Source organism: Streptomyces yamdrokensis, assembly GCF_053890455.1.
Map to the genome: position 1 here is coordinate 1,647,131 of NZ_CM132679.1, position 14,655 is coordinate 1,661,785.

The 14,655-nt window shown below is 73.4% G+C and carries 10 protein-coding genes and 1 riboswitch; of the genes, 9 read left to right on the plus strand and 1 reads right to left on the minus strand.

Annotated features, from left to right (window positions below; all coding sequences use genetic code 11):
- Window positions 1-577: 577 nt before the first annotated feature.
- Window positions 578-1,279 (minus strand): class II aldolase/adducin family protein, encoded by a 702-nt coding sequence (locus tag ACWZEH_RS06770; RefSeq protein ID WP_456196514.1) that lies wholly within the window; start codon window positions 1,277-1,279, stop codon window positions 578-580.
- Window positions 1,280-1,498: 219 nt separating this feature from the next.
- Here ACWZEH_RS06770 and ACWZEH_RS06775 point away from each other — a divergent pair, with 219 nt between their 5' ends.
- The 9 genes from ACWZEH_RS06775 (at window position 1,499) to cobI (ending at window position 14,627) form a co-directional block, all read left to right on the plus strand.
- Window positions 1,499-2,740 (plus strand): inorganic phosphate transporter, encoded by a 1,242-nt coding sequence (locus ACWZEH_RS06775; RefSeq protein WP_456196516.1) that lies wholly within the window; start codon window positions 1,499-1,501, stop codon window positions 2,738-2,740.
- Window positions 2,741-2,772: 32 nt separating this feature from the next.
- Window positions 2,773-2,994, plus strand: coding sequence for a hypothetical protein (locus ACWZEH_RS06780; RefSeq protein ID WP_456196518.1), 222 nt, complete (start codon window positions 2,773-2,775; stop codon window positions 2,992-2,994).
- A gap of 143 nt (window positions 2,995-3,137) precedes the next feature.
- Window positions 3,138-3,280: riboswitch (cobalamin riboswitch) on the plus strand.
- Window positions 3,281-3,402: 122 nt separating this feature from the next.
- Window positions 3,403-4,395: a cobalamin biosynthesis protein gene (locus tag ACWZEH_RS06785; RefSeq protein ID WP_456196520.1), complete on the plus strand. Its 993-nt coding sequence runs from the start codon at window positions 3,403-3,405 to the stop codon at window positions 4,393-4,395.
- Window positions 4,392-5,927 carry a cobyric acid synthase gene (locus tag ACWZEH_RS06790; RefSeq protein WP_456196522.1) on the plus strand — a complete coding sequence of 512 codons (1,536 nt, stop codon included), beginning with the start codon at window positions 4,392-4,394 and terminating at the stop codon, window positions 5,925-5,927. Before ACWZEH_RS06785 ends, ACWZEH_RS06790 begins: the two co-directional genes overlap by 4 nt.
- Entirely contained in the window at window positions 5,924-9,592 is a 3,669-nt protein-coding gene (cobN, locus tag ACWZEH_RS06795) for a cobaltochelatase subunit CobN (RefSeq protein ID WP_456196524.1), read from the plus strand. The genes ACWZEH_RS06790 and cobN overlap by 4 nt, the downstream gene beginning before the upstream one ends.
- Window positions 9,593-9,761: 169 nt before the next feature.
- Window positions 9,762-11,789 (plus strand): putative cobaltochelatase, encoded by a 2,028-nt coding sequence (locus ACWZEH_RS06800; protein WP_456196526.1) that lies wholly within the window; start codon window positions 9,762-9,764, stop codon window positions 11,787-11,789.
- Window positions 11,789-12,388 carry a cob(I)yrinic acid a,c-diamide adenosyltransferase gene (cobO, locus tag ACWZEH_RS06805; protein WP_456196528.1) on the plus strand — a complete coding sequence of 200 codons (600 nt, stop codon included), beginning with the start codon at window positions 11,789-11,791 and terminating at the stop codon, window positions 12,386-12,388. Before ACWZEH_RS06800 ends, cobO begins: the two co-directional genes overlap by 1 nt.
- Window positions 12,388-13,875: a cobyrinic acid a,c-diamide synthase CobB gene (locus ACWZEH_RS06810; protein WP_456196529.1), complete on the plus strand. Its 1,488-nt coding sequence runs from the start codon at window positions 12,388-12,390 to the stop codon at window positions 13,873-13,875. Before cobO ends, ACWZEH_RS06810 begins: the two co-directional genes overlap by 1 nt.
- A complete protein-coding gene (gene cobI, locus ACWZEH_RS06815) occupies window positions 13,860-14,627 on the plus strand; it encodes a precorrin-2 C(20)-methyltransferase (protein WP_456196531.1) in 768 nt (255 codons plus the stop codon). The genes ACWZEH_RS06810 and cobI overlap by 16 nt, the downstream gene beginning before the upstream one ends.
- Window positions 14,628-14,655 lie beyond the last annotated feature (28 nt).

Genomic DNA, 14,655 nt, shown 5'->3' on the forward strand with positions numbered 1-14,655 from the left:
GATGCTCCCCCATTGCCTGAAAGGCGTGGGCGGTACCCCCGGCACCGGACCACGCGACCTCATCGGGCGTTCATGGTGCAAGGACCCCTGAGGGCCCGGTCACGCGGTCGATGGAGGCTACGCCGGGGGGCCGTCACCGGCGTCGGCCGGCCGCTCCGGGCGACGCCACCGCCACCCTCCGGCATCGGCCGGCCCGGCCCCGCTGCCCGTGAGCACGTGAGTACGTGAGCACGTGGATGATCCAGCCGGCGCCTGCTCCCCGCCGGCAGCCCCGGAAGCCGACCGGGCCGGCCGGCCACCCGGCCACGCGGTGGACACGCCCGCCGGGGAGACTCCACCGGCGGCGACGGCCGGCCGCTCCGGAGCGTGCCGCCCCCCACCGGCCGCCGGTCGCTCAGCCGCGCTGCCCGTGAGCGCGTGGGCGGTCCGGAGGCTTCCGTCGGCCGGCGGGCCCGGGAACCGGCCCCCCCCCGGCCGACCGGCCCCCGGTCGGTGGACGCCCCGCCGTGGGAGACGACGCCGGTGGCGGCCGGCCGTTCCGGTCCCGCCCCGTCACCCGCCACAGCCGGTCAGCCGGTCAGCCGTGCCGGCCGTAGCTCTGCAGGCGGTCCGTGACCTCTGCGAGCCGGTCGGCCGACAGGAGGTTCGGGGAGCGGCCGGGGACGGACGAGGCGGTCAGCCAGAGCCTGCACATCCACTCCAGCTGGGCGGTGCGGTCGTAGGCCTGGTCGAGGGTCGCGCCGTAGGTGACGGTGCCGTGGTTCTGGAGGAGGCAGCCGGTGCGGTCCTCGAGGGCACGCAGCATGTTCCCGGCCAGCTCGTCGGTGCCGTAGGTCGCGTACGGGGCCACCCGTACGGGTCCGCCGAGCGCGGCGGCCATGTAGTGGATCAGCGGGAGTTCGTCGACGAGCGTGGAGACGGCCGTCGCGTGCACGGCGTGGGTGTGCACCACCGCGCGGGCGCCGGTCGTGCGGTACACCGCGAGATGCATGGGCAGCTCGCTGGTCGGGGCCAGGGTCCCGAGGACCTGCCGGCCGGTGAGGTCGACGCCGGTGACGTCGTCCGGCGTCAGCCGGTCGTAGGGCACCCCCGAGGGGGTGACCAGCACGGTGTCCCCCACCCGCAGCGAGACGTTGCCGGAGGTTCCGACGACGAACCCGTCCACGACGGTTCGGCGGGCCGCCCCGACGAGGGCGGTCCAGGCGCGGGCCTCCTCGTCGCTCGCCGGCCGCTCCCGCCGTTTCCTCGCGCCCCGCCGGTCGACCTGTCGCTCAGCCATGCCGTGATCCTGCCGGGTGACCGAAATCTCTTCAACGGCGTGCTCCGGCTCCCGGTCGTGCCCGCCCGCCCCCCGACTGCCCGTCCGCAACCGCCTCCGGCCGGCCCTGGAGCAATCGGCTTCATCACGGTCACCCCAATGCCCATCCCAGTTCATCTTCCGTTCATTCAGGTTACCTACGTTCAACACGCCAATGACTTCGAACGATTGCTTGGGTAAATGGAAAGCTTCTCGCTGATCCTCGCGATTGTGGTGGTAACCGCACTCGCGTTCGATTTCACGAACGGTTTCCACGACACCGCGAACGCGATGGCGACGACCATTTCGACCGGTGCTCTCAAGCCCAAGGTCGCGGTGGCCATGTCCGCCGTGCTCAACCTGGTGGGCGCCTTCCTCTCCGTGGAGGTCGCCAACACGATCTCCAAGGGCCTCGTCGACGAGGCCGGCATCCGTCCCGAGGTCATCTTCGCCGCACTGGTCGGCGCGATCCTCTGGAACCTCCTGACCTGGCTGGTCGGTCTGCCGTCCAGCTCCTCGCACGCCCTGATGGGCGGCCTGATCGGCGCCACCGTCGCCTCGGCGGGCTTCGGCGCGGTGCACGGCGACGTCCTGGTCACCAAGGTACTGATCCCCGCGATCGCCGCGCCGCTGGTCGCCGGCCTGGCCGCGATGTTCGCGACCCGGCTGACCTACCGCATGGGCCGCAGGTCGGCCGACAGCAAGGCGTCCGAGAAGGGGTACCGGGCCGGCCAGATCGCCTCCGCCGGTCTGGTCTCCCTGGCCCACGGCACCAACGACGCCCAGAAGACGATGGGCATCATCACCCTGGCCCTGGTCGCCGGCGGCACCCTCGCCCCGGACTCCGACCCGCCGATGTGGGTCATCCTCTCCGCGGGCATCGCCATCGCGCTCGGCACCTACCTCGGCGGCTGGCGCATCATCCGCACCATGGGCAAGGGCCTGACCGACCTCCAGCCGCAGCAGGGCTTCGCCGCCCAGACCAGCGCCGCGACGGTCATCCTGGCCTCCTCCCACCTCGGTTTCTCCCTGTCCACCACGCACTCGGTCTCGGGTTCGGTGATGGGTGCGGGCCTGGGCCGCAAGGGCGGCGTGGTCCGCTGGTCGACGGCCACCCGGATGTTCGTCGCCTGGGGCCTGACGCTGCCGGCGGCGGCCCTGGTCGCGGCGATCGCCGAGTGGATCTGCGGCTTCGGCAGCTGGGGCACCGCCCTCGTCGCCGTCTTCCTGGTCGGCTCCAGCGCGGCGATCTGGAAGATCTCCCGGCGCGAGGTCATCGACCACACCAACGTGAACGAGACCGACGAGGAGCAGAGCGGCGTCGTGACCGCGGCCATGGCCGCGGTGGCCACCCCGCCGGCGGGCCACGTGAGCGACGAACTCTCGGCCACCGTCCCGGCCCCCACCGACCCGACGGCCCCTCCGGCCAAAACCACGGTCTGACCCCCAGCAGGACGCGAAGGAAGAAGAGCACCATGAAGATCGACTGGGCCTCCCTCGGTTCCGTCTTCGGCGTCAGCCTCGTGGTCACCGTGGCTCTGGTGGCCCTGTTCACCCTGGGCATCACCGGCCTGTCCCACCGTGAACGGGCTGCGGCCCGGGGCGGGTCCGCGACCCTCGCGGTCACCGGCGCCTACGCCTGCTTCGCGGCGTGCGCGGCGGCGGTGGCATACGGGATCCACCTGATCATGGCCTGACGGTCCGTCCGACGGGCGGTGCGGGGCACGTTGCCTCCGTACCGCCCGTTCGCCGTGCCCGTGCCGCCTTCGGGGTCCATCCTCCGGAACCCCTCTGTGGGCCTCAGCACACTTCAGCCTCGCAGGTCAACGGCAAGTTGACGGTTCTTCCGGACCATGGTGGACTGCCGAAGCCAATACGGGCGGCAGGAGAGGAAGCCGGTGCGATTCCGGCGCGGTCCCGCCACTGTCACCGGGGTGAACCACCCCGGGAGCCAGGAACTCTCGCCGCCGGTCTCGTCGAACCAGGGCGTGGACACCCTGAGTGAGGACATATCGCCATGCCCGGCTGCCTGTCGAGGTCGACCAGCGACGCCCCGCCCCCGCCCGGGGCGGCCATCCCCACCGGATCCCTCACCGGCTGAACCCATGGGTGCCGATCGCGCGTTCGCGTACGGCGCCGCTGCCGGCCTCCTCGGCGACCTGCTCCTCGGCGATCCCCGCCGAGGGCACCCGGTCGCCGCTTTCGGGCGGGCCGCGGCTGCCGTGGAACACATGCTGTGGCGGGACGACCGGGGCCGGGGCGCGCTGCACACCGCCGTCTGCGTCGGCGGGGCCGTCGCTCTGGGGAGCCTGGCCGCCCGCTGTGCACGGTCCTCCCCCGCCGCCTCCGTCGCCCTCACCGGCGCGGCCACCTGGGCCGTCGTCGGAGGGACGTCGCTGGCCCGGGAGGCCCGCGCCATCGGGCGCGCCCTGGAGTCCGGGACCGCCGAGGGCGTCGCGGCGGCCCGGGCGCGGCTGCCGCACCTGTGCGGGCGGGACCCGCAGGCGCTGGACGCCGACGGGATCGCCCGCGCGGTCGTGGAGTCCGTCGCCGAGAACACCTCCGACGCCGTGGTGGGCGCCCTGGTGTGGGGGGCCGTCGCCGGTGTGCCGGGACTGCTCGGGTTCCGGGCCGTCAACACCCTGGACGCCATGGTCGGCCACAGGTCCCCCCGCCACCTGCGGTACGGCTGGGCCTCCGCGCGCCTCGACGACGTCGCCGGGTGGCCCGGGGCGCGGCTGACCGCCGTCCTCGCCTCGGCCGCCGGGCCGGACCCGCGGGGTGCCGTGCGGGCCTGGCGCGCGGATGCCGCCGAACATCCGAGTCCCAACGCCGGGCCCGTGGAGGCGTCCTTCGCGGGCGCGCTCGGCGTGCGGCTCGGGGGGACGCTGTCCTACGCCGGGCGGGTCGAGCACCGGCCCGTCCTCAACGGCGGCGGCCGTGCCGTGACCGTGGCGGACATCGACCGCGCGGTACGGCTCTCGCGCCGCGTCGGCTGGCTGGCCCTCGGTGCCGGCGTCGTCGCGCGGCCCGTGGTGCGAGCGGTGACGCGGTCGGTCACGCGGTCGGCGCGCCGCGGGAAGGGACGTACGTCATGAGCGGTGGAGGCCTGCTGGTCGCCGGTACGACGTCGGACGCCGGCAAGAGTGTGGTGACCGCCGGGATCTGCCGGTGGCTGGTGCGGCAGGGCGTCAAGGTCGCGCCGTTCAAGGCGCAGAACATGTCGCTGAACTCGTTCGTGACGCGGGAGGGCGCCGAGATCGGCCGGGCGCAGGCCATGCAGGCCCAGGCCTGCCGGGTGGAGCCGCACGCACTGATGAACCCGGTGCTGCTCAAGCCCGGCGGGGAACGGAGCAGCCAGGTCGTCCTGCTGGGCCGGGCGGTCGGCGAGCTGAGCGCGCGCGGCTACCACGGCGGGCGGCAGCAGCAGCTCCTGGGCACGGTGCTGGACTGCCTCGCGCAGTTGCGGGGCACGTATGACGCGGTGATCTGCGAAGGAGCCGGCAGCCCGGCCGAGATCAATCTGCGGCGCACCGACATCGTCAACATGGGGATCGCCAGGAACGCCGGACTCCCCGTCCTCGTCGTCGGCGACATCGACCGCGGCGGCGTCTTCGCCTCCTTCTTCGGCACCGTCGCGCTGCTGTCCCCCGAGGACCAGGAACTGGTCGCCGGGTTCCTGGTGAACAAGTTCCGGGGGGATGTGTCGCTCCTCGAGCCGGGCCTGGACATGCTGCACGGTCTGACCGGGCGGCACACGTACGGCGTGCTGCCCTTCCGCCACGGGCTCGGCATCGACGAGGAGGACGGGCTGGCGGTGTCCCTGCGGGGCGCCGTGCGGGAGTCCGCGGTCGCCGCGCCGGTCGGCGAGGACGTGCTGCGGGTCGCCGTGTGCGCGGTGCCTCTGATGTCCAACTTCACGGACGTGGACGCGCTGGCCGCCGAACCGGGCGTCGTGGTCCGCTTCGTGGACCGGCCCGAGGAACTGGCCGACGCCGACCTCGTGGTGGTGCCGGGCACACGCGGCACCGTACGGGCGCTCCAGTGGCTGCGGGAGCGCGGACTCGCCCACGCGCTGAGGCGGCGGGCGGCCGAGGGGCGGCCCGTGCTCGGGATCTGCGGCGGCTACCAGATCCTCGGGGAGCACATCGAGGACGACGTGGAGAGCCGCGCCGGCCGGGTCGACGGACTCGGCATCCTGCCCGTACGGGTCCGGTTCGCGCGGGAGAAGACACTCGCGCGGCCCGTCGGGCAGGCCCTCGAAGAGCCCGTCGAGGGCTACGAGATCCATCACGGGGTCGCCGACGTACGGGGAGGCGAGGTGTTCATCTCCGACGACCGGGGACACGGCCTGGACGGCTGCCGGGTCGAAGCGGCCTGGGGCACGCACTGGCACGGCTCGCTGGAGTCGGACGGTTTCCGCCGGGCCTTCCTGCGCGAGGTGGCCGCCGCCGCGGGGCGCCGTTTCGTGCCCGCCCCCGACACCTCGTTCGCCGCGCTGCGCGAGGAGCAGCTCGACCGGCTCGGCGATCTGATCGAACAGCACGCGGACACGGACGCGCTGTGGCGGCTCATCGAGTCCGGCGCGCCGCAAGGACTGCCTTTCATTCCACCGGGAGCGCCCGCATGAGCACAGTGTTGCTGTTGTCGACCGCCGACACCGATCTGCTGGCGGCCCGCGCCGCCACCGGCGCGTCCTACCGGATCGGCAACCCGACCCGCGTGGACGTGACGGCCGAGCTGCCCGCACTGCTGGACGGCGCGGACCTGGCCGTCGTACGGCTGCTGGGCGGCAAGCGCGCCTGGGAGGACGGGCTCGCCGCGCTCAGGGCGTCCGGGATCCCGACGGTGCTGCTCGGCGGGGAGGCCGTGCCGGACGCGGAGCTGATGGCAGAGTCGTCGGTGCCCGCCGGTGTCGTGGCGGAGGCGCTGAAGTACCTCGTGGAGGGCGGCCCGGACAACCTGACCGAGCTGGCCCGGTTCCTGTCGGACACCGTCCTGCTCACCGGCGAGGGGTTCGAACAGCCGCGGAAGATGCCGGAGTACGGCGTCCACGGCGCCCGCACCGTACGGGAGGGCCGCCCGACCGTCGGCGTGCTCTTCTACCGGGCCCATGAACTGAGCGGCAACACCGCCTTCGTGGACACCCTGTGCGACGCGATCGAGGCGCTCGGCGCCAACGCCCTGCCGGTGTACTGCGGTTCGCTGCGCGGCGCCGACCCCGGGCTGTACGAGATCCTCGGGCGCGCGGACACACTGGTGGCCACGGTGCTCGCGTCCGGCGGCACGCACGCCTCGCAGGCGTCGGCGGGCGGCGACGAGGAGGCCTGGGACGTCGGTGCCCTCGCCGACCTGAACGTGCCGGTGCTGCAGGGGCTGTGCCTGACCTCGTCACGGGCGGCCTGGGAGGCGTCGGACGCCGCCCTCTCCCCCATGGACGCGGCGATGCAGGTCGCCATCCCGGAGTTCGACGGCCGCCTGGTCACGGTCCCCTTCTCCTTCAAGGAGCAGGGCCCCCAGGACGTCCCGGTCTACGTCGCCGACCCCGAGCGGGCCTCACGCGTCGCCGGGATCGCCGTGCGGCACGCGGCACTGAAGCACAAGGCGAACGCCGAGAAGAAGCTCGCGCTGGTCTTCACCGCGTACCCGACCAAGCACTCGCGCGTCGGCAACGCCGTCGGCCTGGACACCCCCGCCTCGGCGGTGCGGGTGCTGGACGCGCTGCGGGACGCCGGATACACGCTCACCGACTACCCCTCCGGCGGCGACGAGCTGATCCACCGGCTCATCGCGGCGGGCGGCCACGACGTCGAGTGGCTGACGGAGGACCAGCTGGCGGCCGCGCCCGCGCGGGTGCCGCTGGCGGACTACCGGGCGTGGTTCGGGACGCTGGACCCGGCGCTGCGGGACGCGATGACCGAGACCTGGGGAGAGCCGCCCGGCTCGCTGTACGTCGACGGCGACGACATCGTGCTGGCCTCCCTGCAGTTCGGGAACGTCGTGGTGATGATCCAGCCGCCGCGCGGCTTCGGCGAGAACCCCATCGCGATCTACCACGACCCCGACATGCCGCCGTCGCACCACTACCTGGCCGCCTACCGCTGGCTGGAGGCCGCGACATCGGAGGGGGGGTTCGGCGCCGACGCGATCGTGCACATGGGCAAGCACGGCACGATGGAGTGGCTGCCCGGCAAGGGCCTCGGGCTGAGTGCGGGCTGCGCTCCGGACGCGGTCCTCGGCGACCTCCCGCTGATCTACCCGTTCATCGTCAACGACCCCGGTGAGGGCACCCAGGCCAAGCGGCGCGGGCACGCGACGGTGGTCGATCACCTCGTCCCGCCGATGGCGCGTGCCGACACCTACGGCGACCTGGCGAAACTGGAGCAGCTCCTCGACGAGTACGCGCTGGTCTGCGACCTGGACCCGGAGAAGGCTCCGGCGGTACGGGCGCAGATCTGGACCCTGGTCAAGGCCGCCGAGCTCCACCACGACCTGCGTGTGGACGACCAGCCGGACGACGACGACTTCGACTCGTTCGTCATGCACATCGACGGCTACCTGTGCGAGATCAAGGACGTGCAGATCCGCGACGGACTGCACGTTCTCGGCGGCGGTCCGGTCGGCGAGCCGCGCGTCAACCTGGTGCTCGCGGTGCTGCGCGCCTCGCAGGTGTGGGGCGGTCGGGCGAACGCGCTGCCGGGCCTGCGGGCCTCGCTCGCCGAGCACTTCGGGCTGGTGGAGAAGGAGTTGCTGGCCGAGCCCGGCGCCCCGGTGAAGGTACCGGTGGAGCTGACGGGACTGGTGGACGGCCCGGCCCGCTCGGCCGCCGACGCGGTCGACCTGCTGGAGCAGCTGTGCCGGCGGATCGCGGAGGGCATGGAGGAGCGCGGCTGGGCGGCCGGTGAGAGCGCGCCGCTGGTGCGCGAGGTGCTGGGTGCCGAACTCCCGGACGCGGTGGCGGTGGTGGAGTTCGCCTGCACCGAGGTCGTGCCCCGGCTGGCCCGGACGACGGACGAGATCGGGCACATCCTGCGGGCGCTGGACGGCGGTTACGTCCCGGCGGGCCCGTCGGGTTCACCGACGCGCGGGCTGGTCAACGTGCTGCCGACCGGCCGGAACTTCTACTCCGTCGACCCCAAGGCGATTCCGTCCCGGCTGAGCTGGGAGGTCGGGCAGTCGCTGGCGGACTCACTGGTCCAGCGGTATCTGCAGGACACGGGCGAGTACCCGAAGTCGGTCGGTCTGACGGTGTGGGGCACGTCGGCGATGCGCACCCAGGGCGACGACATCGCCGAGATCCTGGCGCTGCTGGGCTGCCGTCCGGTGTGGGACGACGCGTCGCGTCGGGTGACCGGCTTCGAGGTGGTCCCCCCGGAGGAGCTGGGCCGGCCGCGGATCGACGTCACGGTGCGCATCTCGGGCTTCTTCAGGGACGCGTTCCCGCACGTCGTCGGGCTCATCGACGACGCGGTACGGGCGGTGGCCGAGCTGGACGAGCCCGCCGAGCAGAACTACGTCCGCGCCCACGCCGACGCGGACACCGCCGAGCACGGCGACCGGCGGCGGGCCACCGCCCGCATCTTCGGCTCCAAGCCGGGCGCGTACGGTGCCGGCCTGCTGCCGCTGATCGACGCCCGCAACTGGCGCTCCGACGCGGACCTCGCCGAGGTGTACGCGGTCTGGGGCGGTTACGCCTACGGGCGCGGGCTCGACGGGCGGGCGGCGCGCGGCGACATGGAGACGGCGTTCCGGCGGATCGCGGTGGCGGCGAAGAACGTCGACACGCGCGAGCACGATCTCGTCGACGCGGACGACTACTTCCAGTACCACGGCGGCATGGTCGCCATGGTGCGGCACCTGACGGGCACGAGCCCGGAGGCGTACGTCGGCGACTCGGCGACCCCGGACCAGGTGAAGACCCGGACCCTCGGCGAGGAAACGCACAGGGTTTTCCGTGCCCGCGTGGTCAACCCCCGCTGGATGAGCGCCATGAGGCGACATGGCTACAAGGGCGCCTTCGAGATGGCGGCCACCGTGGACTACCTCTTCGGGTACGACGCCACGGCCGGGGTCGTGGACGACTGGATGTACGAGCGACTTGCGGTGGAGTACGTGTTCTCGGCGGAGAACCAAGACTTCATGAGGAAGTCCAACCCCTGGGCTTTGAGGGGCATCACCGAACGCTTGTTGGAGGCAGCCGACCGGGGGCTGTGGGCGGAGCCGGACCAGGAGACCCTGGACCGGCTCCGGGCGACCTATCTCGAACTCGAGGGCGATCTGGAGGGAGACGCGTGATCTCCCTGAACATCCCCGCGCAAGCGGGGAGAACTCCGAGTACGTATTCGACCCGGAGAAACAGGACGGGCCATCCCCGCGTCGGCGGGGAGCAGGTTTCGATCAGGGTGGGCCCACCGCGCGGAATCGAGCCGACTTCCCGTAAGTCACCCGAAGGAGTGATCAAGGCGTGAGTACCCCTTACCCCTTCAGCGCCGTCGTCGGACAGGACGACCTACGTCTGGCGCTGCTCCTCAACGCGGTGAGTCCCGCCGTGGGCGGAGTACTTGTCCGGGGAGAGAAAGGGACCGCCAAGAGCACCTCGGTACGCTCCCTGTCGGCGCTACTGCCCGAGGTGACGGTGGTCCCCGGATGCCGTTTCTCCTGCGCCCCCGACTCCCCCGACCCCGCGTGCCCGGACGGGCCGCACGAGCCGGGGCCGGGGGCCGGGAGGCCGGCGCGGATGGTCGAGCTGCCCGTCGGCGCCTCCGAGGACCGGCTGGTGGGTGCGCTCGACATCGAGCGGGCGCTCTCCGAGGGCGTCAAGGCCTTCGAACCGGGCCTGCTCGCCGACGCTCATCGCGGGATCCTCTACGTCGACGAAGTCAACCTGTTGCACGACCACTTGGTCGACCTGCTGTTGGACGCGGCCGCCATGGGCGCCTCGTACGTCGAACGCGAGGGCGTCTCCGTACGCCACGCGTCCCGTTTCCTGCTCGTCGGGACCATGAACCCCGAGGAAGGGGAGTTGCGCCCCCAGTTGTTGGACCGTTTCGGGCTCACCGTCGAGGTGTCCGCATCGCGCGAGCCCGACCAGCGGGTGGAGGTCGTCCGGCGGCGGCTGGCGTACGACGACGACCCGGCCGGCTTCGCCGCCCGCTGGGCCGACGAGGAGGCCGCCGTACGGGCACGGATCGTGGCGGCGCGGGAACTGCTGCCGTCGGTGCGCCTCGGCGACGGGGCGCTGCGGCAGATCGCGGCGACCTGTGCCGCGTTCGAGGTGGACGGCATGCGGGCCGACATCGTGATGGCGCGCACGGCGACCGCGCTGGCGGCCTGGGCCGGGCGGACCGACGTGCTCGCCGAGGACGTGCGGCAGGCCGCGTTGCTGGCACTGCCGCACCGCAGGCGCCGTTCGCCCTTCGACGCGCCCGGCCTCGACGAGGACAAGCTCGACGAGACGCTGGAGGAGTTCGGCGGCCCTGGTGAGGGCGGGGGCGACGACGATCCCGATCCGGATCCCGGGCCCGGCGGTGGTCCCGGCGGGCAGCCCGAGCCCGACGACGGCCCGCGGAGCGACGGTGACACCGCCGCACGGCCCGAGGCCGGGGAGGGCGACGAGCCGCAGCCGGGTTCCGGTGGCGGCGCCGGCGAGCGGACTCCGGCGCGTGCCGCCGAGCCCTTCCGTACGAGGGTGCTGAGCGTGCCCGGGCTCGGCGAGGGCGCCGCCGGGCGGCGCTCGCGGGCGCGGGCCGAGCACGGGCGGACCATAGGGGCCCGGCGGCCCCGGGGCGCGCTGACCAGACTGCATCTGGCGGCCACCGTGCAGGCCGCCGCGCCGCATCAGCGGGCGCGGGGGCGCAGCGGCCCGGGGCTGGTGGTCCGGCGGGACGATCTCAGGCAGGCGGTGCGGGAGGGCCACGAGTCCAATCTCGTGCTGTTCGTCGTGGACGCCTCCGGATCGATGGCCGCGCGGCAGCGGATGAGTGCCGTCAAGGGTGCCGTGCTGTCGCTGCTGCTCGACGCCTACCAGCGGCGGGACAAGGTGGGGCTGGTGACCTTCCGCGGGTCGGCGGCCGAGGTCGTGCTGCCACCGACCTCCTCCGTGGACGCGGCGGCGGTCCGGCTGGAGTCGCTGCCGACCGGTGGGCGTACGCCGCTGGCGGCCGGGCTGCTCAAGGCGCACGACGTGCTGCGGGTGGAGCGGCTGCGGGATCCGGCGCGGCGGGCGCTGGTGGTCGTGGTGACGGACGGGCGGGCCACCGGCGGCCCCGAGCCGGTCGCCCTCGCCGGGCGGGCGGCACGGCTGTTCGCCGCCGGGGGGACGGCCTGCGTGGTCGTGGACTGCGAGTCGGGGCCGGTGCGGCTGGGACTCGCCGGGCAGCTCGCGGGTGAGCTGGGCGGCGCGGCGGTGACACTGGACGAGCTGCGGGCGGACTCGATCGCCGGACTGGTCAGGGACGTGCGGGAGACCGCCGGCGCGAGGAGGGCAGCGTAATGCCGAAGGGACAGCCGAGTGTCGTACCGGACGACGGGCTGACGACCCGGCAGCGGCGCAATCGTCCGCTGGTCGTCGTGCACACGGGCATCGGGAAGGGCAAGTCGACGGCCGCCTTCGGGCTGGCGCTGCGGGCCTGGAACCAGGGCTGGCCGATCGGGGTGTTCCAGTTCGTCAAGTCGGCGAAGTGGAAGGTCGGCGAGGAGAACGCGCTGCGGGTGCTCGGTGCCTCCGGCGAGGGTGGCACCGTCGGGTGGCACAAGATGGGCGAGGGCTGGTCCTGGGTGCAGCGGGACGCCCAGATGGACAACGAGGAGAAGGCCCGGGAGGGCTGGGAGCAGGTCAAGCGGGACCTGGCCGCCGAGACGTACAAGCTGTACGTGCTCGACGAGTTCGCGTACCCGATGCACTGGGGATGGGTCGACACCGACGAGGTCGTCGAGGTGCTGCGCGGGCGGCCCGGGACCCAGCATGTCGTGATCACCGGGCGGAACGCGCCGGAGCGGCTCGTGGAACTCGCCGACCTGGTCACCGACATGTCCAAGGTCAAGCACCCGATGGACGCGGGACAGAAGGGGCAGAGGGGCATCGAGTGGTGATGTCGTCGGTGCCTCGGCTGGTCGTCGCCGCGCCCTCCTCGGGCAGTGGCAAGACCACCGTCGCCACGGGGTTGATGGCCGCGCTCACCGCGCGGGGGCTCGCCGTGTCCCCGCACAAGGTCGGGCCGGACTACATCGACCCCGGGTACCACGCGCTCGCCACCGGGCGCGTGGGGCGCAACCTGGACGCGTATCTGTGCGGGCCCGAGCTGATCGGGCCGTTGTTCCTGCACGGGGCGCGCGGGTGTGACATCGCGGTCGTCGAGGGCGTGATGGGGCTGTACGACGGGGCCGCGGGCGAAGGGGAGCTGGCGTCCACGGCCCAGGTGGCGAAGCTGCTGCGGGCGCCGGTGGTGCTGGTGGTGGACGCGTCGGCGCAGTCGCGGTCGGTGGCGGCGCTGGTGCACGGGTTCGTCTCCTGGGATCCGGAGGTACGGATCGGGGGCGTGATCCTCAACAAGGTCGCCTCGGACCGGCACGAGGCGTTGCTGCGGGAGGCGCTCGACTGCGTCGGCGTGCCCGTGCTGGGTGTTCTGCGGCGGGCCGCCCGGATCGAGACGCCGTCCCGGCACCTGGGGCTGGTCCCGGTCGCCGAGCGGCGGGCGGGGGCGGTCGACGCGGTCGGTGCGATGGCTGCGCAGGTGTCCGAGGGGTGTGACCTGGAGGCGTTGGTCTCGCTGGCCCGGGGGGCCGGGGCGTTGTCGTGTGCGGGGTGGGACGCGGGTGCGGCGCTTGTTTCCTCGCCCCCGCCGCCCCTCCCCTGCCCTGCCCCGGGGGCTGCCGCCCCCGGACCCCCGCTTCGGCCCGAACGGTCTCGTCCTCAGTCTCCCTCAGGCTCTTCGAGCAGGGAGGCGCTCCCGGACGGGCTGCAGGACGCAGGCCGGGGAGTGGGAGTGGCTGTTGCCGGGGGGCCGGCCTTCACCTTCTCGTACCCCGAGCACGGCGAGCTGCTCGCCGCCGCCGGGGCCGACGTCGTCGTCTTCGATCCGTTGCGGGACGAGGAACTGCCCGACGGAGTCCGCGGGCTGGTGATCGGCGGCGGGTTTCCCGAGGTGTACGCCTCCGAGCTGTCCGCCAACGAACAGCTCAGGAAGGCCGTCGGCGCCCTCGCGGGCAGTGGTGCGCCGGTCGCCGCCGAGTGTGCGGGACTGCTGTACCTGTGCCGGGAGTTGGACGGACTGCCCATGTGCGGGGTGCTGGACGCCTCCGCGCGGATGACCGAGCGGCTCACCCTGGGCTACCGGGACGCCGTGGCGGTGTCCGACAGCGTGCTGGCCGGGGCCGGGGCGCGGATGCGGGGGCACGAGTTCCACCGCACCGTCGTCGAGCCCGGTGCGGGGGGCGATCCCGCGTGGGGTGTGCGGGCACCGGCACCGCGTGTCGAAGGCTTCGTACAGCGCGGTGTGCACGCGAGCTATCTGCACACGCACTGGGCGTCCGAGCCCGGTGTGGCCCGTCGGTTCGTCGAGAGGTGCCGGACGTCATGAGCGGCAGGAACAGGCTGATCGGGGTCGGGGTCGGCCCCGGCGATCCGGAACTGGTGACCGTGAAGGGGGTGAACGCCCTGCGCGCGGCCGACGTCGTCGTCGTGCCCGTGATGGCGGCACCCGATGGAACGGACGGCGGGGAGCGGGGGCGGGCCGAGGCCACCGTGCTGCACTACGTGCCCCGGGAGAAGGTCGTCCGGGTGGTGTTCGCGCTGAACGAGCGCACCGACCGGGCGCGGCGCGAGGCCGCCTGGGACGCGGCCGGTGAGCGGGTGGCCGGGCTGCTGCGGGAGAGCGGTCACGTCGCGTTCGCCACCATCGGTGATCCCAACGTGTACTCGACGTTCACGTATCTCGCCCAGACCGTCGTGGAGTCGGTGCCGGGGACGGTCGTCGAGACCGTGCCGGGGATCACCGCGATGCAGGACCTGGCGGCGCGTTCCGGTGCGGTGCTGACCGAGGGGACCGAGCCGCTCACGCTGGTGCCGGTGACCGCCGGGTCCGCCGTGCTCAAGGACGCGCTGGCCGGGCCCGGCACGGTCGTCGCCTACAAGTTCGGGCGACGGGCGGGCGAGGTGGCCGAGGCGCTGCGGGAGAGCGGGCGGCTGGGGGACGCCGTGTGGGGGGCGGCGCTCGGGCTGCCGGAGGAGTTCGTCCGGCCGGCCGCCGAGCTGGACGGCTCGCCCCTGCCCTATCTGTCGACGCTCATCGCGCCGCCCCGGCGGGACGGCGGGCGGGGCGGCAAGTTGTGAGCGCGGTCCCGGGACCCGCAGGAACCGC

Excerpts from the sequence above, each read along its gene's own strand:
- ACWZEH_RS06810 (WP_456196529.1), top strand. The coding sequence starts at position 12,388 with ATGTCGTCGGTGCCTCGGCTGGTCGTCGCCGCGCCCTCCTCGGGCAGT.
- ACWZEH_RS06780 (WP_456196518.1), top strand. The coding sequence starts at position 2,773 with ATGAAGATCGACTGGGCCTCCCTCGGTTCCGTCTTCGGCGTCAGCCTC.
- ACWZEH_RS06775 (WP_456196516.1), top strand. The coding sequence starts at position 1,499 with ATGGAAAGCTTCTCGCTGATCCTCGCGATTGTGGTGGTAACCGCACTC.
- ACWZEH_RS06785 (WP_456196520.1), top strand. The coding sequence starts at position 3,403 with ATGGGTGCCGATCGCGCGTTCGCGTACGGCGCCGCTGCCGGCCTCCTC.
- cobN (WP_456196524.1), top strand. The coding sequence starts at position 5,924 with ATGAGCACAGTGTTGCTGTTGTCGACCGCCGACACCGATCTGCTGGCG.
- ACWZEH_RS06770 (WP_456196514.1), bottom strand. The coding sequence starts at position 1,279 with ATGGCTGAGCGACAGGTCGACCGGCGGGGCGCGAGGAAACGGCGGGAG.
- cobO (WP_456196528.1), top strand. The coding sequence starts at position 11,789 with ATGCCGAAGGGACAGCCGAGTGTCGTACCGGACGACGGGCTGACGACC.
- ACWZEH_RS06790 (WP_456196522.1), top strand. The coding sequence starts at position 4,392 with ATGAGCGGTGGAGGCCTGCTGGTCGCCGGTACGACGTCGGACGCCGGC.